This is a genomic window from Sphingopyxis sp., assembly GCF_965227415.1.
Taxonomy (GTDB): domain Bacteria; phylum Pseudomonadota; class Alphaproteobacteria; order Sphingomonadales; family Sphingomonadaceae; genus Sphingopyxis.
In genome coordinates, this window is record NZ_OZ245749.1 from 632,462 (window position 1) to 657,500 (window position 25,039).

The window sequence follows — 25,039 nt, forward strand, 5'->3', positions numbered from 1 at the left end:
ATCCGAAAATGGGCGACTTGCGGGGCGGTTGTGAGACGGTGCATGGGGGGCAGGTTACCGCGACCATATTTTGTAGGACAGAAGATTTTTAGCGCCTGTTCATTCGCTGTAGCTGTCGATGGCCGAAAAGATGCGCGTCAGCTGATCGCGCTCGTCGGGCGAGATGTCGGGACGCCAGATTTCGAAGAGCAATATGGTGCGATCGCTTGTGCCGCGGTTCCACGCTTCATGCTCGAAGCTGTCGTCGAAAATCATCAGTTCGCCCTCGCGCCAGCTTCGCGTGTCCGCGCCGACACGAAGGCCGCAACCGTCGGGGACGATCAACGGCAAGTGGCATATCAGGCGGGTATTGAGCATACCGTGATGCGGCGCGATGTGCGTCCCCGGTTTGAGGCGCGAGAAGAGCGCGAGCGGGGCACGGCCCGGAATGATCGGCTGCGGCGCATGGGCGAGCGCCGCCAACGCCTGGGGGCAAATTTCGGCCATGCCGTCGGCCACTTCGCCATCTTTCCACAGCCACGCCGCTCCCCAATCGGGCTTGTCGAGCAGCGGGTTGTTGGGGGGCGGGCGATCGGCGCTCGCGGTAACATAGGGGCCAAAATGATCGCCATTTTCGTCGATCAGCGCCGATAGCTCGGCGCGGATCGCATCGGTCGCGGCCTCGACTGCCGGGACCCAGTCAAACGCGCCGCGTTCAAAAAAAGCGCGTTGGGGGAGGCCGGGGAAATAGAACATGCTTGGCTGCTGCAGATAAAGCTGCTGCTCGCCTGCCAGCATGCGCAAAGCTTCGGCGACGCGCGGCGTCGCATTACGCTGATCGATGCCGGTATCGCGAAGCTGGCCGAGAAGATGATCGGCAAAGGCGCGCTCGGTGGCCGCCAGAAATTCCTCGGCACGCTGGAGTCCGGGGTGCAGCGCTGTCGCAACGCTCCGTGCCTGCGCGGCGGTGCCGAGAGCCAAACGATAGAAACTCCCGGCAGCGCGATCATCCTGCTGTCGCCGCTTGAGTTCAGCCATCGCGAGAATGGCAGCGATATTGCCGCGATCGGTTCTGATCGCGTCATCGAGCGCGGCGGTCTCCGCCGCGACGTCGCCGCGGCGATGGGCGTCGCGCGCCTGGTCCAGCCATGTCATTTGCCCCGTCATGGCCTAAGCCATACCGCGGCACCGGACCTTTGCAAGCGACGCCCTGCCTTGCGTCAGCTTGCGGGCGGGGAGGCGGGATCGCTTGTCCCGGGCTTGTCGCGCATTTGCCGTCGGACGGCGACCATGAAGCGGCTGCGCCAAGCAGCGACGACCAGCGCGAGAAGGATGCCCCAGGGCAGCAGCACGGCGCCGAGCGTCAGGATGAAGGACAGTGCGGTGCAGCCGCTGCGCATCAGCGTTTCGCCCGCGCTGGCGAAGGGGTTTTCGTGGCCGATGCCAGGCAATCCGCCGTCGCTGACATAGTTGAACGCGAGGCTTATCCACGCGATGCGCGCTTCGCCCGAGCGGCGACTCTGGCGTTCGGATCCGAGTTCACCGCGCAGCTGGCCGATCTGCGCAAGCAGTTCGGCGCGCTCGCGCTTGTCGAGACCGCCTGCTTTCAACCGCTGCTCGAGCCGCGCAATCTCGGCCTCGGAGCCGGCGCTGCGTTGCTGCGACGCCAGAATTTCGGTGCCGACATCTTCACCCGCCACGCTCGCGTCGGCGAGCACGCCTTCGGCTTTCTCGACGCTTGCGATAGCATTGGCGCCAAATTTGCGCGCGATGCCGGGATCGAGTTTGAACTGCGTCTGCGCCTCGACAAGCTTTTCGTCGCTCAGCTGATAGCGGACATCGACGATCCGGCAGCGCTGCACCCCGAGGGTTTCGCACGCGGCGGCATGCTCTTCCTGAATTTTCGAGATGCGATCGTCAGCGAGGCGAAAGGTATAGGCGTAATCGAAGGCGACGCCGGGGGCAGCGTCGACTCCGATCCGCGGCGTGGCGGCCGCATCGGCTGCGCCCTCGCTTTCTGCGACGGCTTGTGCGGCTGGGCTTTCGGTTGCGGCGACATCCTCGGCCGACTTTTCCGAGCAGCCGACCAGGGCGAGCGCCATCGCGCCCGCTAAGAGCTTATTTTTCATGAAGTTTCTCCCAATGCGACTCACTGATCGCAGGAGATGGCATATCATAACCGATATAGTTGACAATGAAAATCAGGCGGCGCGAACGAAGCCGTCGAGAACCTTCTTGCTGCCAGCCTGGTCGAACTCGACGTCCAGCTTGTTGCCGTCGATGTCGACAATCTCGCCATAGCCGAACTTTTCGTGAAACACGCGCATGCCGATCGCGAGATCGGAGCGCGGCTTGGCGCCGACCGAGGCGGCGGGCCCTTTTTCGCTGGGGGCCGGCGCCCGCGTGACGGTCGACGATGACGCGACTGCGCGCTGCCATGCCGGACCGCGCGTCATGATCCGCGACGGCTGCCGCTCTGCGACATGCGCAAAGGGATCCCCCTGCGCCGACCAGTTTGCACGCCAGAGGCTCGCGCCGCCACCAAAGCTGTTCTCGCTGTCGACATGCTCTGCCGGAATCTCGCCGATGAAGCGGCTGGGAATGCTGCTCATCCACTGACCATAGATGCGGCGGTTCGCGGCGTGGTAGATGCTGGCGCGCTGGCGTGCCCGGGTGATCGCGACATAAGCGAGGCGGCGTTCCTCTTCGAGGCTGGCGGTCCCGCCCTCGTCCATCGAGCGCTGCGACGGGAAGACGCCATCCTCCCACCCAGCCAGAAAGACATGGTCGAACTCGAGGCCTTTTGCAGCGTGGATCGTCATGATCGTCACCGTTTCGGTCTCGTCGTTCTGGTCGCGGTCCATCACGAGGCTGACGTGCTCGAGAAATTCTTCGAGCGTTTCATACTCCTCCATGGCGCGGACGAGTTCGGAGAGGTTTTCGAGCCGCCCGGCGGCTTCGACGCTGCGATCGGCCTGGAGCATCGCGGTGTAGCCCGACTCGTCGAGGATCAGCTGGGTCAGCTCGGGATGCGACAGGGTATTTGCCTTGCTTTGCCAGTTGCGCATCTGGGCGACGAAATTGGCGAGCTGGCGGCGTGCCTGCGCGGTGAGTTCGTCGGTTTCGGTGATCCGCGACGCCGCATGGAACAACGGCGCGCGCTCATGGCGCGCGAACTGGTGGATGCGTGCAAGCGCCTTGTCGCCAAGCCCACGTTTCGGAACATTGACGATGCGTTCGAACGCAAGATCGTCGGCGGGCGACTGCACGAGGCGCAGATAGGCCAGAGCGTCGCGGATTTCGGCGCGCTCATAGAAACGGAAGCCGCCGACGATCCGGTACGGCATGCCTATCGCGATAAAGCGATCCTCGAACTCGCGTGTCTGGAACTGTGCGCGGACGAGGATGGCGGTGCGGTCGAGGCTAATCTTGCGATGCTGGAGGGTTTCGAGCTCTTCGCCGATGCGGCGTGCTTCCTCCGGCCCGTCCCAGACGCCGACGACGCGCAGCTTGTCGCCCGCGTCGAGATCGGTCCACAAGGTCTTGCCGAGCCGGTCGCTGTTCTGGGCGATCAGCGCCGAGGCGGCCGCGAGGATTTGCGGCGTCGAGCGATAATTTTGCTCGAGCCGGATCACCGTCGCGCCGGGGAAGTCCTTTTCGAAGCGGAGAATGTTCGCGACCTCCGCGCCGCGCCACGAATAGATCGACTGGTCGTCGTCGCCGACGCAGCAGATATTCTTTCGGGTCTGCGCGAGCAGCCGCAGCCAGAGATACTGGCTGGCGTTGGTGTCCTGATATTCGTCGACGAGGATATATTTGAAGCGTTGCTGATAATGTTCAAGCACGTCGCGATGCGTCTTCAGGATCACGAGCATGTGGAGCAGAAGGTCGCCGAAATCGCAGGCGTTGAGCGTCTTCAGCCGCGCCTGATAGAGCGCGTAGAAATGCTGGCCCTTGCCATCGGCATAGGATTCGCGATCGGCAGCATCGAGGTCGCCGGGCACGAGGCCGCGGTTCTTCCATTTGTCGATGAGGCCGGCGAGTTGGCGCGCGGGCCAGCGCTTCTCGTCGAGTCCCTCGGCCTGGATCAATTGCTTCAACACGCGAAGCTGATCGTCGGTGTCGAGGATGGTGAAATTGCTTTGCAGCCCGACAAGCTCGGCATGACGGCGGAGCATCTTTGCCGCGATGCTGTGGAAAGTGCCGAGCCAGGGCATGCCCTCGACCGCGTCGCCGATCATGCGGCCGATCCGCTCGCGCATTTCGCGCGCGGCGCGGTTGGTGAACGTCACGGCCAGAATTTCGGAGGGCCATGCACGCCGCGTTGCGATGATGTGCGCGAGCCGCGCGGTGAGCGCCGCAGTCTTGCCGGTGCCAGCCCCCGCGAGCATCAGCACCGGGCCCTCGGTGGTGAGCACGGCTTGCCGTTGCGGCCCGTTGAGGCCGGCGAGATACGGCGGATCGGAAGCGTCGGGCAGAGAGGCGGAGATATCGGTCACGCGCGAACGATTAGGGAACAGCGGTCGGGCTGTCCAGTGCGGCGCGGCTAGACGAGCCTGCGCCGCAGAGTCGACGAAGCGTCGGGGGCGCCCGGACGTTCCAGTTCATCGAGGGTGGCGAGCGCCATCGCGCGATATGCCGGAAGCAGATCGGGACAATAGGCCTCCAGAGCATCGAGATGACCCTCGATCGTTTGATGATCGCCGCGGAGCAAGGGACCGGACAGTGCCGTGAAACCGTGCTCGAGGCTGTTTTCGAGCGACGCGCGAACCAGCGGTGCGAGCAGCGCCGCGGGATCATCGACGCCCGCCGTCGCCAGCGCGTGCGTCGCACCGCTCAACAGCGTGACGAGGTGATTCGACGCGTGGCAAAGCGCAGCATGATAGAGAGCGCGGCGCTCCTCAGGAATCGCGACCGCAGTGCCTTTCAGCAGGCCGACGATGCTCCTGGCAAGTTCGGCAGCGGCCGCAGTCGAGCCGGTGATTGCAAAGCGCGCACCCGCCATGCGGGCCACTTCGCTTTCGGGCTGTCCGGTAAAGGTCATCGCAGGATGGATGGCCGCGGTCAGCGCGCCCGCTGCTTGCAGGGGTTCCAGAACCGCCACGCCGCTGCGCCCGCTGACGTGAAAGACGAACGGGGTCTCATTGTCGGCGATCGCGGCGGCCAGCGCGTTGGCAACGGCGGCCAGTGCATCGTCCGAAACCGCGATGGCAATGACATCGCAGCTGCTTGCCACTTCACCGAGCGAAGCAGCGGCGGCGCCCGTCCGCAAGGCCGCGGCGGCGAGCTGTTCAGGCGATCGCCCCCACAGCAGGAGGGGTTCGGCCGAATAGGGCGCGAGGCCGAGCGCGAGCGCTTGCGCCACGCGGCCCGTACCGATGATGGCGAAGCGCCGAAATCGATGATTGTCCATGATTTCGGCGTTTAGCGCGTTCGCAGCGGCTTCGCCAAGGACCGCGATGCTGGTTCCGCTTGCGCGAAGCGGGCGATGGCGTCCAAAGCGACGCCGACAAACGATGGGGAGGGGCGTTGCCCGTGGATCTGGCACCATATCGCGCGCACCGGCGCATCCTGACGGCCAGCCTGGTCGGCACCGCGGTCGAATTCTATGACTTCTACATCTATGGCACCGCAGCGGCGCTGGTGTTCGGGCCGTTGTTCTTCCCCGAAAGCTCGGACTCGGCGCAGCTGATGTACAGCTTCATGACCTTTGGCCTGGCATTCTTTGCGCGGCCCGTCGGGGCGATCGTCTTTGGCCATTATGGCGACCGGATCGGGCGCAAGTCGACTCTGGTCGCATCGCTGATGCTGATGGGCGGATCGACGCTGCTGATCGCGTTTCTGCCGACTCATGCGATGGCGGGATGGGTCGCGCCGCTGCTGCTGTGCATCCTCCGCTTTGGCCAAGGTTTCGGACTGGGTGGCGAATGGGGCGGGGCGGCGCTGCTGGCGGTGGAGAATGCGCCACCCGGATGGGCTTCGCGCTTCGGCATGTTTCCGCAGCTCGGCGCCCCGGTGGGCTTCATCGCGGCGAATGGGCTGTTCCTCCTGCTGGGACTGGGGCTGAGCGAGGCCGATTTCACCAGCTGGGGCTGGCGAATTCCATTCCTTTTCTCGGCATTGCTCGTCGGGCTGGGGCTGTGGGTGCGGCTGAAGATTGGCGAGACGCCGGCTTTTGCCGAAGCGATCGGCACGGGAAAGCCCGTCGGGGTGCCGCTCGGCGAATTGTTCCGCAACCATCTGGTGGCGGCGCTGGCCGGCACCTTTGCGGTCGTGGCCTGCTTCGCCATCTTCTATCTCGCTACATCCTTTGCGTTGGCCCACGGGACGAAAGCGCTTGGCTATCCGAAGGAAACATTCCTGCTGATCCAGCTGGGCGCGATCCTGTTCATGGCGGGCGGCATCGTCTTTTCGGGATATGCGAGCGACGCGTCGAGCCCGCAGCGGGTGCTGACATGGGGCTGCGGCGCGACGGTGCTGGTCGGCTTCCTGTTCGGGCCGTCGCTTGCATCGGGAAGCTGGCTCGTGATCTTCACGGGGCTGGCGACCGCGTTGTTCGTGATGGGGCTGGTCTATGGACCGCTGGGCAGTTGGCTGACGTCGCTGTTCCCAGTGCATGTTCGCTATACCGGCGCGTCGATCAGCTTCAATGCGGGCGGAATATTGGGCGGCGCGCTCGCGCCGATCATCGCGCAAGCACTCGCCGATTGGGGCGGGACCGCAGTCGTCGGGCTCTATCTGGCGCTCGCCGGAATTGTCAGCTGGCTGGGGCTGCTGATGGTGCGGCGGCAGGCCGGTTAGGCAAGGCGCAGCAACGTCAGCTTTGCCCTGCCGACCTTGCGCTCGGTGTCGATTTCAAAACCCGCGACTTCGATGGCTTCGTCGTGCGCGGTTTCGACCGACACCCAGCTGTCGGCGTCGATCCAGCCGAGCCGGTTCATCTTGTCGAGCGCGACGCTGCCCGCGCCGGTGGCATAGGGCGCATCGAACATCAGCAGATCATAGGTCCGCTTGGCAGGGCCAAGGCCGAGCACCGATCCCGCGCGGATGTCGGCGCGCGAGGTGGCGCCGAGCGTCGAGAGGTTGCCCCGCAACGCATCCAGAGCGTCGCGATCCTGCTCGGCGAAAAGGCATATCTCGGCGCCGCGCGACAGCGCCTCGATGCCGAGCGCGCCCGATCCCGCGAAAAGATCGGCGACGTGCAGTCCCTCGAAGCTGCCAAGGCGGCTCGTCAGCATCGAGAAGAGCGTCTCGCGCGTGCGGTCTGCGGTGGGACGGGTGGCGTCGTTCTTCGGCGCGATCAGCTTGCGGCCACGCCATTCGCCAGCGATGACGCGCATCAGCCCATTCGCCGCCGAAACTGGAACAATTCGTCGCGCGCGACGAGCTCGACCTCGCCAATGGCGAGATCTTCCAGCGTGAACTGGCCATAGCGCGTACGGATCAGGCGGCTGACCTGCAGCCCGAAATGTTCGAGCACCTTGCGGACTTCGCGATTCTTGCCTTCGGTCAGAGTCATTTCGACCCACTGGTTCCGGCCGGTGCGGCGCTCGAGGTTGGCGTCGATCTTGCCATAGGTGACGCCGTCGATGGTGATTCCCATCGCAAGCTCCTCGAGCTGCGTCTGGCTGATGTCGCCAAAAGCCCGCGCGCGATAGGTACGCTCGACGCCGCTTGCGGGGAGTTCGAGCTGGCGTTTGAACTCGCCATCGTTGGTGAGGAGCAGAAGTCCCTCGGTATTATAATCGAGACGGCCGACCGGCATCAGGCGCGGCAGACCTTTCGGCAACAGGTCATAGATCGTCTTGCGGCCCTTGGGATCGCGCGCGGCGGTCAGGCAACCCGCGGGCTTGTGAAAGCGATAGAGACGCGTCGAGACCGGTTTGGCGACGGGGTTGCCGTCCACGGTCAGGCCTTCGAGCGAAGTCAGCAGGGGTGCGGGGTGAACGACGACTTCGCCGTTCAGCGCAATGCGGCCCTCCTCGACCATGCGTTCGACATCGCGGCGTGAGCCGACGCCGGCGCGCGCAAGCAGCTTGGCGATGCGCTGCGGCCCGTCCTCACGTTCGGGCTCGTCGACCTTGGGCTTGCGTGGCGGTGCCGCCACCCGCGCGGCGCGGCGACCTTTTGGAGCTTCGCGATCTGCGGGCGAGCGGGGCGTGTTTTTGGGTGGACGGCGGGTCGTCATCGGAACTGAAGAGGCCTTCATGTCGTTTTCGGAAAATAAGTGTTGCGTTGTGATCACGCTCATAGTCGGAAATGTGTCGCTTCGTCGATGGCAAGCAGAAGCAATCTTGCAGGAAAGGCCGGAGCGAGTCATGGCGACGTTAAAGGGAGTATCTATGCTCTTCGCGTCCCGCCCGTCGTGCATCAAGCGCCTGCTGGTCATCGAGGATGACCCGCTGACGGCGTTCGACAATGAGCACACGCTGAAACACAGCGGCTACGAGATCGTCGCGACGGTGGATTCGGGCGAGGCCGCCGTGGCCATCCTGGCGTCGGAACAGATCGACGCACTCGTCCTCGACCTGGGGCTGGCGGGCCATATGACGGGCCGCGAAGTGGCCAGGCTCGCCCGCGATCGCGGGATCGCGGTGCTGCTCGTCACGGGCGAATGCCCGAATGACGCCGAGGACATCGCCGTCGCCTGGCTGGGCAAGCCGCACAGCGCCGCAGCGCTTGTCTCGGCGCTGAAAGCGGTCGAGACGATGACGTGCCGGAACGAGAAGCCGCGCAAGGTCAGCGGTCTCACGACTTTCTGGCGACCCGAGGCCGCCTGAGCGCGACGAAGCGTCAAATAGCCGCTTCCAATTTGGGACCAAGCCTTTAGGCCCTGTCGCATAACAATGCGTCCGCCAAGCGGATGCGCGGGGAGCGACGGCATGTCAGTTGATTTAATCCGTTTCATCATCTTCGTCGCGATCATCGGCGGGCTGGTCGTCGGCGCGCTGTCGATTCCGGCGCTTCGCCCCTATCTGAGGAAAAACCCGATAGTCGCGTTTCTGCTCGGCATATCGAGCGGATTTCCACTGACGCTGCTGATCGCGACGATGACGTTCTGGCTTGCGAAGGTCGGGATCGATACGGCGACGATCGGCTTTGCCGTGGCACTCGGCATTCCGTACACGCTCAAATTTCTGTGGGCGCCGCTCGTCGACAAGCTGCCGCTGCCTTTTCTGACCGCGACCTTTGGCCAACGGCGCGGTTGGCTGTTCCTGATCCAGGCCCTGCTGTTCGTGTCGGTCTGGCAACTGGGCGCCAGCGATCCCAAGCCGGGTGACCTAGGGATGTTCGCGATCTGGGCGCTGATCACGGCGTTTCTGTCGGCAACCCAGGACATCGTTATCGATGCTTACCGTATCGAAATCCTCGACGAAGACGAGTTTGCGCATGGTACTGCCGCAAACCAGTTCGGCTATCGCACGGGTAATCTGATCGCGGGCGCCGGAACCATCTATTTCGCGTCGAGCGAAGGGCTGGGCCTTGGCTGGGCCACGGCTTATGGTTTGACGGGCTTCTGCATCGTGCCCGCCATCTTTGGCGCCTTGTGGGCGGGACCAGGAAAGTTCGTCGACCGTTTCGAGCAGGCGAGCGGGATGAAGCCCGGCCAATGGCTGACCGAGGCCGTGGTCAATCCTTTTCGCGAATTCCTGTCACGGCACGGCGCCTTTCTGATTCTGGGCTTCGTTCTCGTCTACAAGGTCGGTGACGCGATGGGGCAGACGATGCTCAGCCCGATGATCGTCGATATGGGTTTCCCTGATCTCGACTATGTTTCGGCCAGCAAATTATGGGGTTTCGGTGCCCTCATCGTCGGCTCGGCGCTTGGGGCGCCCTTCATCCTGTGGCTCGGGATGGGCCGCGCGCTGCTGATTTCGGGACTGATGATGATGTTCTCGAACGTCATGTTCATGATCCTGGCGGCGACCGGTAACAATTACTGGATGCTGGTTGCGGCAATCGTGACCGAAAATGTCACGAGCGGCATCGGCTTGACGGTCTTCACCACCTATCTGTCGGGCCTGTCGAGCATTGCCTATACTGCCACGCAATTTGCGCTGTTGTCGTCCTTCGCCGGGGTAGGCCGCACCTTCATGGCCGGCCCCGCAGGTATCGTCGCGGCCAAAATCGGATGGGTCGGCTTCTGGGGCTTTACGGTCGTCGCGGCGATCCCCGGCATGGTCCTGCTGTGGGTGTTGTGGCGCAAGGGATATGTCGTGCAGAGCATCCGGCAGTCCGAAGCGGTCGACGAGCAGCAACTCCGGCAGCCTGTGGGAGCCTGGCGGATCACTGGATTCGTGCTGATCGTGGTCGGGCTGGTCGGCATGCTGCTTTGGCAGCCACTCGAACTTGCGAACCACATTCTCGCGATTTCGGCAGCGGTACTCCTCGGCGGCGTCTTGCTGGCCTGGAAGGGCAAGCCTGCTGCGGCGAGCGCCTAATCTGGCGCCTCACCGTTGAGGTCGAGCACGACGCCGGCAAGATAGAGCGATCCGCAGATCAGCACATCGCCGGCGTCGCGGCACGCCGCGATATGGAGCAGGGCGGCGGCGACATCATCGCACGGCCGCGCGTTTGCAATACCAAGGTCGGATTGCACCCGGCGGCAAAGATCTTTGGGATCATGATGCTCGTGCCCCGGAATTGGCACCGCCTGGAATGATGCGATCCTGGGCGCGAAGGGACGCAGGAAACCGATTGCGTCCTTGTTGCTCAGAAGGCCGCACACGATGTGAAGCGGCGGCCGCTCTGCAAGCGCGCGGGCGAGCGCCATCCCGGCATCTGGATTATGCCCGCCGTCGAGCCAGATCTGTGAGTTGGGCGGCAGAAGAGCGGTCAACGGACCCGGGGAAAGCCGCTGCATCCGTCCGGGCCAGAATGCGTGGGCGATGCCCGTCGCGATCGCCGCGTCGTCTGGCTGCGGGCCAGGGGCCACGCGCAGCATGGCGATCGCAAGTCCGGCATTTCGCATTTGATGAGCGCCTGCCATGCGGGGACGGGGCAGGTCGCCGATCGAACGCACCTTCGACTGCCAGCGAAAGCCTGTCTCCGCCGTGTCGATGGCCCAGCCATCGCCTTCCGAAAAAAGCGTTCCACCGACAGCGGCCGCACGCTCGCTGACGAGCCTCATGACAGGCGCGGGGTACGCCAGCGTCGCCAGCGCCGAGCCCGGTTTGAATATCCCCGATTTTTCCCACGCAATGCGCTCCAGTGCCTCGACCGGCGTACCGTCCTCCGGCGCGAGCAGGAACGCCTCATGATCGATACCGAGCGATGCAATTCCGCAGACGGCAGGCGCCGGGATGATGTTGGTCGCGTCGAGGCGGCCGCCGAGCCCGACTTCGATGATGCAATCGTCGGCGGGGAAACGTGAAAAGGCCAGGAAGGCGGCGGCGGTGGTAACTTCGAAGAAACTCGCTTGCAGGTCGGCGGCGACGTCGAGCACCTCTTCGAGGAGCGATGCGAGCAGCGCATCGTCGATCAGCGTGCCGGCGATCCGGATACGCTCGTTGAAGCGGACGAGGTGCGGACTGGTATAGGCATGAACACGGCGACCCTGCGCTTCAAGGATGGCGCGCAAGAAAGCGCAGGTCGAGCCTTTGCCGTTGGTGCCCGCCACGTGGAAAGTGCGCGGCAGGTGGTCCTGGGGGTTGTCAAGACGGCGGCACAGCTCTGCAATGCGTTCGAGGCCGAGGATGTCGCGGCCCGGCGACAGCATGGCCAGACGGTCGAGCTGGGTCTGGACCGCGGGATCGGAGGAGCGGGCGTGGTCGGGCATGATGAATGGTTCAGCCTATCCAAATGCCGCTCGCCCCGAGCTTGTCGAAGGGCCGTTCCGTCTTTTGCCGCCGCAAGAAGAAGGACGGTGCTTCGACAAGCGCGGCACGAACGGACTTGCGGAGAGCGTTCTGGACTATGCCGCTTTCTCGGGCGCCAGATAGCCGATCAACCGGCCGAGCGTTTCGGGCAGGTCCTTGCGGTGGACGACCATGTCGATCATTCCGTGGTCGAGCAGATATTCAGCGCGCTGGAATCCTTCGGGAAGCTTTTCGCGGATCGTATTCTCGATCACCCGCTGCCCCGCAAAGCCGATCAGCGCCTTGGGTTCGCTGATCTGGATATCGCCGAGCATCGCATAACTGGCAGTGACGCCGCCGGTCGTCGGATCGGTGAGCAGCACGATATAGGGCAGGCCGGCGCGGCGCAGGCGCGCCAGCGCGACAGTGGCGCGCGGCATCTGCATCAGCGACAGCGTGCCTTCCTGCATGCGGGCGCCGCCCGCGGCCGTGATTGCGACATAGGGGCAGCCGCGTCGGATCGCTTGCTCGACCCCGGCAACGAAGGCTTCGCCGACGGCGACGCCCATCGAACCGCCCATGAAGGCGAAATCCTGGACGCCGATTACCACGGGCTGGCCGTCGATCTTGCCCGCCGCATTCTGATAGGCATCGCGGTCGCCGGTCTGCACGCGCGCCGCCTTGATCCGGTCGACATATTTCTTGGTGTCGCGGAACTTCAGCGGGTCTTCGGGCGCTGCGGGCGCGGGCAGAATTTCATGCAGCCCGCCGTCGAACAATTGCGCAAAACGCTCGGTCGCACCGATGCGGTCGTGATGGTCGCAGCGCGGGCAGACGTTGAGATTGTCTTCCCATTCCTTGACGAACACCATCTGCTGGCACTGGCGGCATTTGTGCCAGAGATTGTCGGCGGTATCGCGCTTGGCGGTGAAGGGCAGGGCGTTGCGAACGCGGTCGAGCCAGCTCATGCGGCGATCTCCTTTGCGCCGTGGATAGCATCGGCGAGCGAACGGGTGAAGGCCTCGACATGGGGTGCGGCGGCCTCGCCATGTTCGGCGATGATGTCGACGAAGGCCGAACCGACGACCACTCCATCGGCAACCTTTGCGATCTGTGCAGCCTGGTCAGGCGTGCGGACTCCGAAGCCAACCGCGACGGGAAGGTCGGTCGCGGCCTTGAGCCGAGCGACAGCCTCCTCGATGCTCGCCTGCGCTGCCTGCTGTTGACCGGTGATGCCCGCCACCGAAACATAATAGAGGAAGCCGCCGGCGCCTTCGAGGACGGCGGGAAGGCGCGCCGTGTCGGTGGTCGGGGTCGCGAGGCGGATGAGGTCGACTCTAGCGGCGCGAAGCGCGGGGCCGAGTTCGGGATCCTCTTCGGCAGGGATGTCGACGCAGATCACGCCATCAACACCGGCTTTTGCGCATTCGGCGGCGAACCAGTCGCCGCCGCGGATCGTCATCGGGTTGGCATATCCCATCAGGACGAGCGGCGTGCCCGGATGGCGCGCGCGGAAGTCGGTCGCGATCGCGAAGATATCGGCCGTGGTCGTACCCTTTGCAAGGCTACGCAGGTTTGCCTGCTGGATCGCAGGGCCGTCCGCCATCGGATCGGTGAAAGGCATGCCAAGCTCGACCACGTCGGCGCCGCCCGCGACGAGCGCGTCGAGGTTCGCGCGCGTGTCACCATCACCCGCTGTAATGAACACGACGAGCGCGGTGTGCGGCTTGGCGAAGGTGGCGGCGAAGCGAGTCACAGCTCCACCCCCAGCGCATCCGCCACCGTGAAGATGTCCTTGTCGCCGCGGCCCGAGCAATTGACGATGATGATCTTGTCCTGGCCCAGCGTCGGCGCGATGCGTTCGGCAGCGGCGATCGCGTGCGCGCTTTCGAGCGCGGGAATGATACCTTCCAACTTGGTGAGCTTCTGGAAGCTGGCGAGCGCTTCGGCGTCGGTGACGGGTTCATAGCGGACGCGGCCAATCTCGTGGAGCCAGCTATGCTCGGGACCGATGCCGGGATAATCGAGGCCCGCCGAGATGCTGTGCGCTTCGGTGATCTGGCCGTCGTCGTCCTGGAGCAGGTAGGTCTTGTTGCCGTGGAGGATGCCCGGGCGGCCGCCCGCGAGGCTGGCGGCGTGTCTGGCACCAAGCCCTTCGCCTGCCGCTTCGACGCCGACGATCTCGACGTCGGCATCGTCGAGGAACGGGTGGAACAGGCCGATCGCGTTCGATCCACCGCCGACGGGGGCGATCAGCATATCGGGGAGGCGCCCTTCGGCTTCGAGAATCTGTGTGCGGGCTTCGTCGCCGATCACCGACTGGAAATCGCGAACAAGTTCGGGATAGGGGTGAGGGCCAGCGACGGTGCCGATGATGTAGAAGGTGTCGTGGACGTTCGCGACCCAGTGGCGCAAAGCCTCGTTCATGGCATCCTTCAGCGTCTTGGCACCGCTTTCGACCGCGACCACCTCGGCACCGAGCAGCTTCATGCGAAAGACGTTTGGCTGCTGCCGCGCGACGTCGACGGCGCCCATGAAGATGGTGCAGGGCAGGCCGAACAGCGCCGCGACGGTCGCGGTCGCGACGCCGTGCTGGCCCGCGCCGGTCTCGGCGATGATCTTGGTCTTGCCCATGCGCCTGGCGAGCAGGATCTGGCCGATGCAATTGTTGATCTTGTGCGCGCCGGTGTGGTTGAGATCTTCGCGCTTCAGATAGATTTTCGCGCCGAAGCCTTCGCTGGCGCTCGCGCGCAGGTGATCGGTCAGCCGCTGGGCAAACCACAGCGGGCTCGGCCGGCCGACATAATGTTTCAGGAGATAGTCGAATTCGGCCTTGAACGCGGGATCGGCCTGTGCCGCCCGATAGTGGCGTTCGAGGTCGAGGATCAGCGGCATCAGCGTTTCGGCGACATAACGGCCGCCAAACTGGCCGAAATGGCCGCGTTCGTCGGGGCCGGTGCGCAAGCTGTTGGGAAGGGTCGCAGTCATCAGGGTTTCCATCGGCAAAAGTGGGGCACTCACTTCGAGATTGGTCTCAAGCGATCAGCGCCATCGTACCCCGATGCGCACCGTGAAAGGCAGCGACGTCAACATGCGGCGACCGCTTTAAGGAAAGCGGCGATCTTGTCCACATCCTTGACGCCCGGCGCGCTTTCGACGCCCGACGAGACGTCGACGAGCGGAGCGCCGGTAGCCGCGATCGCTTCGGCGACATTGGCGGGCGTAAGACCGCCGGCGACACCCCACGCCATCGCGTGCCGATGATTTTTGAGCAGCGACCAGTCAAATCTGGTGCCAGTGCCGCCCGGTAGCGCCGCAGCCGGCGCGTCGAAAAGGATGCGGTCGGCTGCGCCCTCATATTGCCTGATGCGATCCAGCGTGCCCGCGTCTTTCAGCCCGACGGCCTTCCAAACCTGCGCGGGCACAAGCTGCTTCACGCGCGCCAGCCATTCGGGCGTCTCGTTGCCGTGGAACTGGATGATGTCGGGGCGCACCTTGCTGAGCGCTTCGCCGGTCAGTTGCTGCGACGCGTTGACGAGGAGCAGCGCGACTTTGACCCGGCCTTCCGCGCGTTGGCGCAAAGCGGCGGCAGTCTTGAGATCGACGTGACGCGGGCTCGGCTCGTAATGGACGAGGCCGATATGCGTCGCGCCGTGCTCGATCGCGGCTTCCACCGCTTCGGGAGTGGAAAGGCCGCATATTTTAACCAGAGGAGGCATGTTCATCTTCATCCTGCCGTCATTCCGGCGAAGGCCGGAATTTCGACGCCGCGAAATAGCGCGAGGGTGGGATCCCGGCCTTCGCCGGGATGACGGGGTTTTCTGTTACAGCGTCGCTTCGATCTCGCGCGCGGCAAGGTCGGGGTCGGTCGACTGGCTGATCGGGCGACCGACCACCAGGATCGACGCGCCATCGGTCATCGCCTGCGACGGCGTGACGATGCGTTTCTGGTCGCCCGCTTTTCCGTTGGCAGGGCGAACGCCGGGGACGACAAAGAAGCCGCCCGGCCAGGCCTTGCGCGCGGCCTTCACTTCCTGACCGGAACATACGATGCCGTCGAGCCCGGATTCGCGCGCAAGCGCGGCGAGACGGACGACCTGATCGTGCGGCGTGCCGCCGACGCCGATGTCCTCGAGATCGGGGGCATCGAGACTGGTCAGAACCGAAACGCCGATCACTTTCGTGTTGAGACCCGCTGCCGCTTTCGCCTCTTCCATCATGGCCCGTCCGCCCGCGGCATGGACGGTGAGGATGGCTGGCTCGAGCGGCCGCAGCGCCTGAATGGCTTTGGCGACGGTGTTCGGAATGTCGTGAAGTTTCAGGTCAAGGAAGATCGGCAGGCCGATCTTCGCCATTTCATGCACGCCGTGATGACCGTTGGCGCAGAAGAATTCGAGGCCCAGCTTCAGCCCGCCGACATGATGCCGAACCTTCTGCGCCAGCGTCAGCGCGGCATCGAGGTGCGTCGTGTCGATGGCGAGATAGATCGGCGATGTCATGGCTTGTCCGTCGAGAAAAGGTCGGAGGGGGCGGATGCAGATGCGCTGACCGGCGTTGCCGGAGCGACCGGTTCGGCCGGACGGTTGGCGAGGGCGCGCATGTCCGCCAACTGGCGCTCGCTGCTGTCGAGGCGCCGTTTCAGCGACCAACGCGTGGTCCTGAGCGCAATCCACATCGGAACCATGCCGATCAGGAAACTCGCGAGAATGAGCACCGGCAATTTGGTGTCGAGCACCTGGCCCGGCCAGATCGTAACGGTCACCGGAATCCAGTTCGCCATCGCAAAGATGACCAGCACAGCGGTCAGCAAGACCCAGATGATCGTCCGCAGGATTCCCACTTTGCATTGCTCCTCTTTGGTCCGGCGGCCAGCCTAGGCGAGATTGGCGCGCGTTTCCAGTGTGGCGCTAGCCAAACACCCGGGCAAAGATCGTGTCGACATGCTTCATGTGATAACCAAGGTCGAACAGTGCGGTCAGTTCGTCGGCCGACAGCTTCGCAGTGACGTCGGCATCGCCCTTCAGCAATTCGAGCAACGACAATTGTCCGTCCGATTCCCACACCTTCATCGCGTTGCGCTGAACGAGGGCGTAGCTGTCCTCGCGGCTCGCCCCGGCCTGCGTCAGCGCGAGCAACACGCGCTGCGAATGAACGAGACCACCCATGCGGTCGAGATTCTTTTGCATCCGCTCGGGATAGACGAGCAGCTTGTCGACGACGCCGGTCAACCGCGCGAGCGCGAAATCGAGCGTGATCGTCGCGTCGGGGCCGATGAAGCGCTCGACCGACGAGTGGCTGATATCGCGCTCGTGCCACAGCGCGACATTTTCCAGCGCCGGGACGACGGCGCTACGCACCATGCGCGCGAGGCCCGTGAGATTCTCGGTCAGGATCGGGTTGCGCTTGTGCGGCATTGCCGAAGAGCCTTTCTGGCCCGGCGAGAAATATTCTTCGGCTTCCAGCACTTCGGTGCGCTGGAGGTGGCGGACTTCGGTCGCAAGGCGTTCGATTGACCCGGCAACAACGCCAAGCGTCGCAAAGAACATCGCGTGGCGGTCGCGCGGAATGACCTGCGTCGACACGGGCTCGATCGACAGGCCGAGCTTCGCGGCAACATGCGCTTCTACGCGCGGGTCGATATTGGCGAACGTGCCGACGGCGCCCGAAATCGCGCAGGTCGCGATTTCTGCGCGGGCGGCCACGAGCCGCGCCTTGCAGCGATCGAACTCGGCATAGGCCTGCGCCAGCTTGAGCCCGAAGGTTACAGGTTCGGCGTGGATGCCGTGGCTGCGACCGATGGTCGGCGTCAGCTTGTGCTCGAAGGCCCGGCGCTTGATCGCCGCGAGCAGGGTATCGAGGTCGGCGACGAGAATATCGGCCGCTTGGCTGAGTTGTACCGAAAGGCAGGTGTCGAGCACGTCGCTCGACGTCATGCCCTGATGCATGAAGCGCGCTTCCTCACCGACATTCTCGGCAACCCAGGTCAGAAAGGCGATAACGTCATGCTTGGTGACCGCTTCGATCGCGTCGATCGCCTCGACGTCGATTTTCGGATTCGTCGCCCACCAATCCCACAAAGCTGTCGCGGCGGACTTCGGCACGGTTCCCAGTTCGGCGAGCGCGTCGGTGGCGTGCGCTTCGATCTCGAACCAGATGCGAAACCGATTCTCCGGCGACCAAATGGCGGTCATGTCCGGCCGGGCGTAACGCGGAACCATTGATATTCCTTCCATTTCCGTCGTTTCACCGCAACTTCGCTGCGGGATCGCGACAGGGCGCCCCCTAGCAGGGGTGAGGCGTTTCGCCAATTGTCCCTGCACGGCAACTTAGGTCGTCGCGCGGCCGTTGACCCTATGCCCCTTCACGACAGGCCGTCGATCGCAATGTCTGGTCGGCCGCCGCTACAGGAGAAATATCATGTTGAAACAAGCCCTTTTGATTGGTGCCGCTGCGATCAGCTTCCCCGCATTGGCCCAGAATACGCCGCCCGCCGACACGACCGCGCCGCCGGCCACCGAGCAGGTCGATCCGTCGACAATTGCACCGGCACCGGCACCTGCCGAGCCGGCAACCTCGGAACCGGCCACAGCTGCAACGTCGGCCACGGCGCCCACGGAAAGCGCGCAGCCCGCGCCCACTTCGGCCGGTGCCGCAACTCCGGCACAGATCGCGCAGATCGTCGATCACGAGTTCGGTACCTATGACGCCGACAAGAGCAACGACCTGAACGAGACGGAATTCGCCGCGTGGATGAAGAAGCTGCGCACCGCGACCGATCCCACGATCGACCCGGAATCGGAGCAGGTGAAAAGCTGGGTTGGCCAGGCCTGGGCTGCCGCTGATGGCGACAAGTCCGGCAAGGTCAGCAAAGTTGAATTGACCGGTTTCCTGTCGCGCGGCGCCTGATTTATTAGACGTCCCGGATGGAGCGGTGCAGCCGTCGGAGCGATCCGGCGGCTGCATCCGTTCGGTCGCCCGTCACAGAAGCCCCATCGCCCGCAGGCTGCGATAGTCGCTCCCCCCGATAATGACATGGTCGTGCAATATGATGCGGAGCTTGCCCGCCGCTTCGGCAATATCGCGGGTCATCGCGATGTCCTGTCGGCTCGGCTCGGGATTGCCGCTTGGGTGATTGTGAACAACGATCAACGCTGCGGCGCCCAGTTCCAGCGCGCGCTTCACGACCTCGCGGACATAGATGGCCGATTGATCGATCGAGCCTTCGCTCGCCACCTCGTCGCGGATGAGCATGTTGCGCGAATTGAGATAGAGAATGCGAACGCGCTCGATTTCGATCGGCCCCATATCGGCGCGCAGCCAGTCGAGCAGCGCGTCCCAACTGGACAGCAAGGGTTTGTCCCGAAATTCGCCCTTGAGCATCCGCAGGCTCGTCGCCTGGACAATTTTGAGCGCCGCGATGGCACCGTCGCCCATACCATCGATGCGGCGAAGCGATTCGGGATCGGCGGCGATGAGTTGTGCCAGCGATCCGAACTCGCGGAGAAGTGCTTTTGCCAGTGGCTTGGTGTCGCGGCGCGGAATGGCAAGCGCGAGGAGATATTCGACCATCTCATAATCGGCCATGCTCTCGGCATCGCCCAACAGGCGCGATCGCAGCCGCGAGCGATGCCCCATATGATCTGGCGTTGACGCGTCCCCCATCGGTGTGGGCATAACCAGCTTGTTCGGCGCACTCAACGCCCATAAGGTTTGCCGCCTATGGCACCGTTCCCATTATTGCAGCCAATTGCGCCATTATGGCGTTATCTGCCTGCAAGGAATGTGATTGATGGTCCGGTGCAGAATGTCATGACGTCATCCGCGGCTCCGCTGGTATTGCCTGCGCCATGAGCGAGACCGACGGCCCGGCGCGGCCGCATTTCCGGACAATCCTGTTCAAGAAACGCTGGATGACCGCTGGCGCGGTCGTCGCGCTGGCCGCCGCGCTGTGGTTGGCGCGTGAGCCGATTGCCGATCGCGTCATTCGCGATCAGCTCGACAGTCGCGGTATTCCCGCAAGCTATCGAATCGAGGACATCGGCGTTCGGTCGGAGCGGCTGTCGAATCTGGTCATCGGCGATCCCGCCCATCCCGACCTGACCGCGAAAAGCGTCGAGGTTTCCATCGGCTATGGATGGTCGGGCCCTTATGTTTCGGGCCTGCGCGCCGACGGCGTCCGGCTCTATGGACGCTTCGTTGATGGCCAGATCTCGCTCGGTTCGCTCGACAAGTTTCGCGATCCGGCCGACCAGACGCCCTTTGCCTTGCCCGATCTTTGGGTCAGGCTGGCCGATGCCCGCGCGCGGGTCGAAACCCCGTGGGGCAATGTCGGCGCCGCGCTGAACGGAAGCGGCAATCTGCGCAAGGATTTCCTGGGCCAGCTTGCGCTTGTAGCGCCAGATATTGTCGCGGCAGGGTGCGCGGCGCGCGGGACGACCTTCTATGGCACGGTGCGGGTACGCAATGTGCGGCCGACGCTGACGGGCCCGTTACGCGGAAAATCTGTGACCTGTGCCGATGGCAGCGTTACCGCGCTGTCGCCGCAAATTGCCCTCGACGTTTCCCTGTCCGAAAACCTGCAAAGCTGGCGCGGCACCGTGGACGCGAGCATCGCGCGGCTTGCCGCAGCGTCGCTGACCGCCGACCGGCTCGCTGCAAAGGCGGCGTTCGACGGCACATCGGCTGCGACGACAATCGATGTCGATGCCAGCATGGCGCAGCTTCGCGGCACCGATTTCGCCGCGAATACGGTTGCCGTGACGGCCAAGGGCGTCGTCGGCAGCAAGGCACCCTTAATCGACGGGCGCCTCAGATTTACCCGCGCGCGCGCCAGTGCCGCGCTTCAATCGTCGATCATGGGCAGTGTGAAGGGGCTGACCGGCAGTCCCGTCGGACCTGTCGCGAGCCGCGCTGCGGCCGCGCTCGCGCGCATGATCGCCGACGTCGGCGGCGAGGCTGCGTTTGCTTTGCGGGGCGAAGGCAAAGATGCGCGGATAGACCTGCTCGCACCGGCGCTGGCAAGCGCCAGCGGCGCGCGCTTCACGGGCAGCGCCGACAGCCGCATTTCCTATATTTTCGGCGTGCCCGCGGTGGTTGCCAATGGCAGCTGGACCTTTGGCGGCGGCGACATCCCGTCGGGCAAGCTGGCGCTCGATCGCCGCGCAGACGGCACAGTCAGCGGACTTGCCAGCTTCGACGCCTATGTTGCAGGCGATGCCCGGTTGGCGTTGGCGCCAGTCCGCTTTTCGGGCGACCGCAGCGGGCTGCTCCGCTTTGCAACCAAGGCCGAGCTGTCGGGGCCGATCGGCGACGGGCGCGTGGACCGGCTGAGCATTCCGCTTGCCGGCGCGCTGGCACCGACCGGCGCGCTTGCCCTCAACGGCGGCTGCACGCGCGTTGGCGTCGACCGACTAGCCGTTTCAGGCTTCAGGATCGGTGCGACGGGCATCGATCTTTGCAGCAGCGCCGGAGCCCCCTTGCTCAGCGCCGGGCCGGGCGGACTGCGCGGGACTGTCCGCATTCCGGCGGTTCGGTTGCGCGGTACGAGCGGTTCGTCGCCTTTTGCTCTCGATGCGCGGAACGGCGAGATCGACTTGGCGTCGCTGCGCTGGGCGGTCGCGCTCGCCGACGTTCGGCTGGGGCAGGGCGACGGCGTAACGCGCTTCGCCGCCAAACGCATTGCGGGACGGTCGACGCCGCAGGGGATGGCCGGGGAACTCGCCGGCGCAAGCGGCAAGATCGGCCCGGTGCCGCTCAACATGAGCGACATCGGCGGCCAATGGCGATGGGCTGGCGGGGCGTTGACGTTGAATGGCGGGCTGGTCCTGACCGACGCCGACCCCGACCCACGATTTTCGCCGCTGGCAAGCCACGATGCCAAGCTGCGCTTTGCGGGCGGCGTGATCGACGCCACCGCGGGCTTCCATGAACAGAAGAGCGGGACGAAGATTCTCGACACCGTCATTCGCCACCGGCTGGGTGACGGCAGCGGGACGGCAGATTTGTTCGTGCGTGAACTCCGCTTCAATGATAATTTCCAGCCCGATCAGCTGACGCATCTCGCTTATGGCGTCGTGGCGAACGCGCAAGGGTCGGTGGTCGGTGACGGGCATATCGCCTGGTCGCCGCAGGGCGTCACCAGCCGCGGTACCTTTGCCACCGCGAACATGGATCTGGCGGCGGCATTCGGGCCGGTGACGGGCCTGACGACAACATTGGTCTTTGACGATCTCATCGGGCTCAAGACCGCGCCCGGCCAGAAGGCGCGGGTCGGGTCGATCAATCCGGGCATCCCGGTCCTCGACGGCGAGATCGAATATGAGCTGCTCGGCGATAATCGCGTGCGCGTCGAAGGCGGACGCTGGCCGTTCGCAGGCGGCGAGCTGTTGCTGCACCCGACGACGCTGAATTTCGCCGCCGATCAGCCCCGGCGCCTGACTTTCGATCTGGTCGGAGTCGATGCTGCGATCTTTCTTCAGAATTTCGGCTTCGACAATATCAATGCGACGGGCAAGTTCGACGGCACCCTGCCGGTCGTGTTCGACGGGCTTGGCGGACGGATCGAAAATGGCCGTATCGACGCGCGCGGCGGCGGCGGGACGCTTGCCTATGGCGGCGAGCTGTCGAACCATAATCTGGGCGCCATCGCCAATTTCGCCTTTGGCGCGCTGCGCAGCCTGAAATATGATGATCTGACGATCGTGCTGAACGGGGACCTTGACGGCGAAATGGTGACCGACATCCGTTTCGGCGGCGTGGGGCAGGGCGAAGGCGCCACGCGCAACATCCTGACCAGACAGATCGCGAAGATACCGCTTGTGTTCAACGTCAAGATAACCGCCGCGTTTCGCGAGCTGCTCGGATCCGCCCGAAGCTATTATGATCCGACTGGCTGGTTGAAGGACAATCTGCAGGAAATCATGGAACGCGAAGCCGCGGCCAACGCTTCGCCCCCCTCCGTTCAGGCACCAGAAAGCGAGCTCGTGCAATGACAGGTACAAGATATGATGCGATGAAACGGATCATCGGACGGTGCCCGGTGGTGCTGATCGGAATGGCGGGGCTTTGCGGCTGCGTCCAGATCGCCACCCCCGACAAGCCGATCGAGATCAATCTCAACATCAACATCCGGCAGGAAATTGCAGTAAAGCTGGATGGTGATGCGAAAAAGCTTATTGAACAGAATAGCGAGATATTCTGACGAGGTGGAATGATGACAAAGTTTTGGAAACCGGCGGGTTGGGCGATGGCCGCGATTGCGGCGACGACAGCGGTCGCTGTCGCGGTGCCTTCGGCAATGGCGCAGCGCGACCCTGCCTATGAAGCCGCGCGCTCGGGTGGACAAATCGGCGAGCAGCCCGATGGCTATCTGGGCTTTGTGTCCACGCCGACACCGGCAGTGCGCGACATGGTCAACGACATCAATATCAAGCGCAAGGCCGCCTATACCAGCGGCGCCCCCGCAGGCAGCACGATCGCGCAGTTCGCCTTTATCACCGGTTGCAACCTGATCGCGAAGACCAGGCCGGGCGAGAAATACAAGGCGCCCGACGGACGATGGCTGACCCGCGATGGGGGGGAGCCGGTTCGTGATGGTAATTGCCCGTAAGATCTAGCGATACGCAAGCGGCCCGCGGGCCGCATATGCCGCCGCGCCCCTAAACGCGGCGGCATTTTTGCGCGCTCCGGGTGCAGCTCCATTGTGCATCTGCGTACAAGCATTGACTTCATCGGGCGTCATTCCTAAACGGGCCGCGCCTTAGGGGTCCCCCGAATTTTCGGGCCTTTTTTCGCAGGCGGAATCCGAGACTTTCGGTTCTGTTTCAGGAGGATGGCACAAGATGACGGGGAACGGCAGCGATCCTGAACCAGCTTCGGAGGATTCGCGCCTGGTCTCGCTCGAAGAGCGATTGGACCGGGCCGAAGCCGCAGAAGCGAAACGGACCGCAGTGAACGCCGGACCGGAGACCGATGCGAACTATAAGCTCGGGAACCGCGTTCTGGCCGAACTGATCGGCGGGATTGGTGGCGGCGCGCTGGTCGGTTGGGTGATCGACCGTTTCGCCGGCACAGCACCCTGGGGCCTGTTGGTCGTGCTCTTTCTGGGAGTGGTCGTGGCCTTCAGAAACATATTTCGGATTGCGAATGTCCGGCCCACAAAGCCGGATTGACGCAGGATTGACTGGGATTTAGGCGAGGTATCGCGTGGCGGAACAAGGCAAAGTGGACCCGATGCACCAGTTCGAGGTGCAGAAGATTTTCGACATGTTCCATGTCGGCAATCATGAGGTCGCCTTTACGACGAGCGCGCTCTGGATGATCGTCGCCGGCCTGCTGCTGTGGGTCTTCATGATCGGCGGCATGAAGCGCCAGCTCGTTCCGGGCCGCTGGCAGGTCGCGGTCGAAGGCTTCACCGGCTTCATTACCAGCATGATGAACGCGAATATCGGCCCCGAAGGCCGGAAATATACGCCTTATGTCTTCTCGCTCTTCATGTTCATCCTGATGCTCAACGTCATCGGCCTCGCGCCGCTCGGGCTGTTCGGCATTCACCCGTTCACCGTGACGAGCCATTTCACGATCACCGGCTTTTTGGCGATCCTGAGCTTCGCGATCGTCCTGATCGTCGGTTTCTGGCGCCACGGCCTGCATTTCTTCTCGCTGTTCGTGCCGCATGGCACGCCGATCTGGCTGATGTGGCTGATCCCCGTGATCGAGCTGGTCTCGTTCCTGGTCCGTCCGTTCAGCCTGGCGCTGCGACTGTTCGTTGCGATGACCGCAGGTCACGTTCTGATGAAAGTGTTCGCATCGTTCATCATCGACGGTCTGGCAGCGAGCCCCGCGATCGGCGTGGGCGTCGGCATCCCCAGCATGGCGCTGATGGTCGGGATCAGCGGTCTCGAACTGCTTGTCGCCGGCATCCAGGCTTATGTTTTCGCGCTGCTCACGTCGCTCTATCTGAACGACGCGATCAATCTGCATTGATATTTCAACTGTATAATCTTCGTTTTTCCCAAGGAGTATAAAATGGACGTTCAAGCTGCTTCGCTCATCGGCGCCGGTCTGGCCGCTATCGGTGCCGGTATGGCTGCCATCGGTGTGGGCAACGTGTTCGGTAGCTTCCTCGAAAGCGCGCTGCGCAATCCGGCTGCGGCCGACGGCCAGCAGGGCCGCCTGTTCATCGGCTTCGCGGCCGCCGAACTTCTCGGCCTGCTGTCGTTCCTTATCGCGATCCTGCTGTACCTGAAGGCAGCGTGATTTCG

General features: G+C 64.0%; 25 protein-coding genes. 10 read left to right on the top strand and 15 right to left on the bottom strand.

Annotation, left to right across the window (positions count from 1 at the left end; all coding sequences use genetic code 11):
• Nucleotides 1–99 precede the first annotated feature (99 nt).
• The 4 genes from ACO055_RS02990 to ACO055_RS03005 form a co-directional block, all read right to left on the bottom strand.
• Complete coding sequence (locus tag ACO055_RS02990) at nucleotides 100–1,146, bottom strand: aspartyl/asparaginyl beta-hydroxylase domain-containing protein (RefSeq protein ID WP_422061134.1); 1,047 nt, start codon at nucleotides 1,144–1,146, stop codon at nucleotides 100–102.
• 53 nt (nucleotides 1,147–1,199) lie between these two features.
• A complete protein-coding gene (locus ACO055_RS02995) occupies nucleotides 1,200–2,108 on the bottom strand; it encodes a DUF4349 domain-containing protein (RefSeq protein WP_422061135.1) in 909 nt (302 codons plus the stop codon).
• Nucleotides 2,109–2,180: 72 nt separating this feature from the next.
• Nucleotides 2,181–4,469, bottom strand: coding sequence for an ATP-dependent helicase (locus ACO055_RS03000; RefSeq protein ID WP_422062399.1), 2,289 nt, complete (start codon nucleotides 4,467–4,469; stop codon nucleotides 2,181–2,183).
• Between the two features lie 56 nt (nucleotides 4,470–4,525).
• Nucleotides 4,526–5,392: a Rossmann-like and DUF2520 domain-containing protein gene (locus ACO055_RS03005; RefSeq protein WP_422061136.1), complete on the bottom strand. Its 867-nt coding sequence runs from the start codon at nucleotides 5,390–5,392 to the stop codon at nucleotides 4,526–4,528.
• A 128-nt stretch (nucleotides 5,393–5,520) separates the two neighbouring features.
• Between ACO055_RS03005 and ACO055_RS03010 the strand changes: the two genes are divergently transcribed.
• Nucleotides 5,521–6,780 (top strand): MFS transporter, encoded by a 1,260-nt coding sequence (locus tag ACO055_RS03010; RefSeq protein WP_422062400.1) that lies wholly within the window; start codon nucleotides 5,521–5,523, stop codon nucleotides 6,778–6,780.
• Here ACO055_RS03010 and rsmD read toward each other — a convergent pair.
• Together rsmD and ACO055_RS03020 are read right to left on the bottom strand one after the other, a co-directional pair.
• A complete protein-coding gene (gene rsmD / locus ACO055_RS03015) occupies nucleotides 6,777–7,319 on the bottom strand; it encodes a 16S rRNA (guanine(966)-N(2))-methyltransferase RsmD (RefSeq protein WP_422061137.1) in 543 nt (180 codons plus the stop codon). The genes ACO055_RS03010 and rsmD overlap by 4 nt on opposite strands.
• A complete protein-coding gene (locus ACO055_RS03020; RefSeq protein WP_422061138.1) occupies nucleotides 7,319–8,167 on the bottom strand; it encodes a pseudouridine synthase in 849 nt (282 codons plus the stop codon). The genes rsmD and ACO055_RS03020 overlap by 1 nt, the downstream gene beginning before the upstream one ends.
• A 154-nt stretch (nucleotides 8,168–8,321) precedes the next feature.
• Here ACO055_RS03020 and ACO055_RS03025 point away from each other — a divergent pair, with 154 nt between their 5' ends.
• Both ACO055_RS03025 and ACO055_RS03030 read left to right on the top strand, forming a co-directional pair.
• Nucleotides 8,322–8,759 carry a response regulator gene (locus tag ACO055_RS03025; protein WP_422061139.1) on the top strand — a complete coding sequence of 146 codons (438 nt, stop codon included), beginning with the start codon at nucleotides 8,322–8,324 and terminating at the stop codon, nucleotides 8,757–8,759.
• A 102-nt stretch (nucleotides 8,760–8,861) separates the two neighbouring features.
• Nucleotides 8,862–10,421: an AmpG family muropeptide MFS transporter gene (locus ACO055_RS03030; protein ID WP_422061140.1), complete on the top strand. Its 1,560-nt coding sequence runs from the start codon at nucleotides 8,862–8,864 to the stop codon at nucleotides 10,419–10,421.
• On the opposite strand, the gene ACO055_RS03035 is transcribed toward ACO055_RS03030, so the two are convergent.
• The 8 genes from ACO055_RS03035 to purB all read right to left on the bottom strand — a co-directional run bounded on the left by ACO055_RS03035 (nucleotide 10,418) and on the right by purB (nucleotide 17,995).
• Nucleotides 10,418–11,758: a bifunctional folylpolyglutamate synthase/dihydrofolate synthase gene (locus ACO055_RS03035; protein WP_422061141.1), complete on the bottom strand. Its 1,341-nt coding sequence runs from the start codon at nucleotides 11,756–11,758 to the stop codon at nucleotides 10,418–10,420. The genes ACO055_RS03030 and ACO055_RS03035 overlap by 4 nt on opposite strands.
• 135 nt (nucleotides 11,759–11,893) lie before the next feature.
• Complete coding sequence (gene accD, locus ACO055_RS03040) at nucleotides 11,894–12,745, bottom strand: acetyl-CoA carboxylase, carboxyltransferase subunit beta (protein ID WP_422061142.1); 852 nt, start codon at nucleotides 12,743–12,745, stop codon at nucleotides 11,894–11,896.
• Complete coding sequence (trpA, locus tag ACO055_RS03045; RefSeq protein ID WP_422061143.1) at nucleotides 12,742–13,533, bottom strand: tryptophan synthase subunit alpha; 792 nt, start codon at nucleotides 13,531–13,533, stop codon at nucleotides 12,742–12,744. Before trpA ends, accD begins: the two co-directional genes overlap by 4 nt.
• Complete coding sequence (trpB, locus tag ACO055_RS03050) at nucleotides 13,530–14,765, bottom strand: tryptophan synthase subunit beta (RefSeq protein ID WP_422061144.1); 1,236 nt, start codon at nucleotides 14,763–14,765, stop codon at nucleotides 13,530–13,532. The genes trpA and trpB overlap by 4 nt, the downstream gene beginning before the upstream one ends.
• 98 nt (nucleotides 14,766–14,863) lie before the next feature.
• Complete coding sequence (locus tag ACO055_RS03055) at nucleotides 14,864–15,496, bottom strand: phosphoribosylanthranilate isomerase (RefSeq protein WP_422062401.1); 633 nt, start codon at nucleotides 15,494–15,496, stop codon at nucleotides 14,864–14,866.
• 105 nt (nucleotides 15,497–15,601) lie between these two features.
• Nucleotides 15,602–16,276 carry an orotidine-5'-phosphate decarboxylase gene (gene pyrF / locus ACO055_RS03060; protein WP_422061145.1) on the bottom strand — a complete coding sequence of 225 codons (675 nt, stop codon included), beginning with the start codon at nucleotides 16,274–16,276 and terminating at the stop codon, nucleotides 15,602–15,604.
• Nucleotides 16,273–16,617, bottom strand: coding sequence for a lipopolysaccharide assembly protein LapA domain-containing protein (locus ACO055_RS03065; protein WP_422061146.1), 345 nt, complete (start codon nucleotides 16,615–16,617; stop codon nucleotides 16,273–16,275). The genes pyrF and ACO055_RS03065 overlap by 4 nt, the downstream gene beginning before the upstream one ends.
• Before the next feature lie 67 nt (nucleotides 16,618–16,684).
• Complete coding sequence (purB, locus tag ACO055_RS03070) at nucleotides 16,685–17,995, bottom strand: adenylosuccinate lyase (RefSeq protein WP_422061147.1); 1,311 nt, start codon at nucleotides 17,993–17,995, stop codon at nucleotides 16,685–16,687.
• 199 nt (nucleotides 17,996–18,194) lie between these two features.
• Here purB and ACO055_RS03075 point away from each other — a divergent pair, with 199 nt between their 5' ends.
• Nucleotides 18,195–18,683 carry a calcium-binding protein gene (locus ACO055_RS03075; RefSeq protein WP_422061148.1) on the top strand — a complete coding sequence of 163 codons (489 nt, stop codon included), beginning with the start codon at nucleotides 18,195–18,197 and terminating at the stop codon, nucleotides 18,681–18,683.
• A gap of 72 nt (nucleotides 18,684–18,755) precedes the next feature.
• On the opposite strand, the gene radC is transcribed toward ACO055_RS03075, so the two are convergent.
• A complete protein-coding gene (radC, locus tag ACO055_RS03080; RefSeq protein WP_422061149.1) occupies nucleotides 18,756–19,451 on the bottom strand; it encodes a RadC family protein in 696 nt (231 codons plus the stop codon).
• A gap of 173 nt (nucleotides 19,452–19,624) precedes the next feature.
• Here radC and ACO055_RS03085 point away from each other — a divergent pair, with 173 nt between their 5' ends.
• The 6 genes from ACO055_RS03085 (at nucleotide 19,625) to ACO055_RS03110 (ending at nucleotide 25,034) form a co-directional block, all read left to right on the top strand.
• Nucleotides 19,625–22,768, top strand: coding sequence for an intermembrane phospholipid transport protein YdbH family protein (locus ACO055_RS03085; protein ID WP_422061150.1), 3,144 nt, complete (start codon nucleotides 19,625–19,627; stop codon nucleotides 22,766–22,768).
• 20 nt (nucleotides 22,769–22,788) lie between these two features.
• A complete protein-coding gene (locus tag ACO055_RS03090; protein WP_422061151.1) occupies nucleotides 22,789–22,977 on the top strand; it encodes a YnbE family lipoprotein in 189 nt (62 codons plus the stop codon).
• Between the two features lie 9 nt (nucleotides 22,978–22,986).
• Nucleotides 22,987–23,385, top strand: coding sequence for a YdbL family protein (locus ACO055_RS03095; RefSeq protein ID WP_422061152.1), 399 nt, complete (start codon nucleotides 22,987–22,989; stop codon nucleotides 23,383–23,385).
• A gap of 232 nt (nucleotides 23,386–23,617) precedes the next feature.
• A complete protein-coding gene (locus ACO055_RS03100) occupies nucleotides 23,618–23,947 on the top strand; it encodes an AtpZ/AtpI family protein (protein WP_422061153.1) in 330 nt (109 codons plus the stop codon).
• Nucleotides 23,948–24,008: 61 nt separating this feature from the next.
• Complete coding sequence (locus ACO055_RS03105) at nucleotides 24,009–24,761, top strand: F0F1 ATP synthase subunit A (RefSeq protein WP_422062402.1); 753 nt, start codon at nucleotides 24,009–24,011, stop codon at nucleotides 24,759–24,761.
• 42 nt (nucleotides 24,762–24,803) lie between these two features.
• Complete coding sequence (locus ACO055_RS03110; RefSeq protein WP_037515205.1) at nucleotides 24,804–25,034, top strand: F0F1 ATP synthase subunit C; 231 nt, start codon at nucleotides 24,804–24,806, stop codon at nucleotides 25,032–25,034.
• The last annotated feature ends 5 nt before the right edge of the window (nucleotides 25,035–25,039 follow it).

What these genes read in the sequence shown, in the direction of transcription:
- ACO055_RS03105 (WP_422062402.1), top strand. Translation starts at nt 24,009, where the DNA reads ATGCACCAGTTCGAGGTGCAGAAGATTTTCGACATGTTCCATGTCGGC.
- ACO055_RS03090 (WP_422061151.1), top strand. Translation starts at nt 22,789, where the DNA reads ATGAAACGGATCATCGGACGGTGCCCGGTGGTGCTGATCGGAATGGCG.
- trpB (WP_422061144.1), bottom strand. Translation starts at nt 14,765, where the DNA reads ATGACTGCGACCCTTCCCAACAGCTTGCGCACCGGCCCCGACGAACGC.
- ACO055_RS03035 (WP_422061141.1), bottom strand. Translation starts at nt 11,758, where the DNA reads ATGCCCGACCACGCCCGCTCCTCCGATCCCGCGGTCCAGACCCAGCTC.
- ACO055_RS03110 (WP_037515205.1), top strand. Translation starts at nt 24,804, where the DNA reads ATGGACGTTCAAGCTGCTTCGCTCATCGGCGCCGGTCTGGCCGCTATC.
- rsmD (WP_422061137.1), bottom strand. Translation starts at nt 7,319, where the DNA reads ATGCGCGTCATCGCTGGCGAATGGCGTGGCCGCAAGCTGATCGCGCCG.
- purB (WP_422061147.1), bottom strand. Translation starts at nt 17,995, where the DNA reads ATGGTTCCGCGTTACGCCCGGCCGGACATGACCGCCATTTGGTCGCCG.
- ACO055_RS03005 (WP_422061136.1), bottom strand. Translation starts at nt 5,392, where the DNA reads ATGGACAATCATCGATTTCGGCGCTTCGCCATCATCGGTACGGGCCGC.
- ACO055_RS02995 (WP_422061135.1), bottom strand. Translation starts at nt 2,108, where the DNA reads ATGAAAAATAAGCTCTTAGCGGGCGCGATGGCGCTCGCCCTGGTCGGC.
- ACO055_RS03055 (WP_422062401.1), bottom strand. Translation starts at nt 15,496, where the DNA reads ATGCCTCCTCTGGTTAAAATATGCGGCCTTTCCACTCCCGAAGCGGTG.
- ACO055_RS03095 (WP_422061152.1), top strand. Translation starts at nt 22,987, where the DNA reads ATGATGACAAAGTTTTGGAAACCGGCGGGTTGGGCGATGGCCGCGATT.
- ACO055_RS03025 (WP_422061139.1), top strand. Translation starts at nt 8,322, where the DNA reads ATGCTCTTCGCGTCCCGCCCGTCGTGCATCAAGCGCCTGCTGGTCATC.
- ACO055_RS03100 (WP_422061153.1), top strand. Translation starts at nt 23,618, where the DNA reads ATGACGGGGAACGGCAGCGATCCTGAACCAGCTTCGGAGGATTCGCGC.
- accD (WP_422061142.1), bottom strand. Translation starts at nt 12,745, where the DNA reads ATGAGCTGGCTCGACCGCGTTCGCAACGCCCTGCCCTTCACCGCCAAG.
- ACO055_RS03020 (WP_422061138.1), bottom strand. Translation starts at nt 8,167, where the DNA reads ATGACGACCCGCCGTCCACCCAAAAACACGCCCCGCTCGCCCGCAGAT.
- pyrF (WP_422061145.1), bottom strand. Translation starts at nt 16,276, where the DNA reads ATGACATCGCCGATCTATCTCGCCATCGACACGACGCACCTCGATGCC.
- ACO055_RS02990 (WP_422061134.1), bottom strand. Translation starts at nt 1,146, where the DNA reads ATGACGGGGCAAATGACATGGCTGGACCAGGCGCGCGACGCCCATCGC.
- ACO055_RS03030 (WP_422061140.1), top strand. Translation starts at nt 8,862, where the DNA reads ATGTCAGTTGATTTAATCCGTTTCATCATCTTCGTCGCGATCATCGGC.
- ACO055_RS03085 (WP_422061150.1), top strand. Translation starts at nt 19,625, where the DNA reads ATGAGCGAGACCGACGGCCCGGCGCGGCCGCATTTCCGGACAATCCTG.
- radC (WP_422061149.1), bottom strand. Translation starts at nt 19,451, where the DNA reads ATGCCCACACCGATGGGGGACGCGTCAACGCCAGATCATATGGGGCAT.
- ACO055_RS03075 (WP_422061148.1), top strand. Translation starts at nt 18,195, where the DNA reads ATGTTGAAACAAGCCCTTTTGATTGGTGCCGCTGCGATCAGCTTCCCC.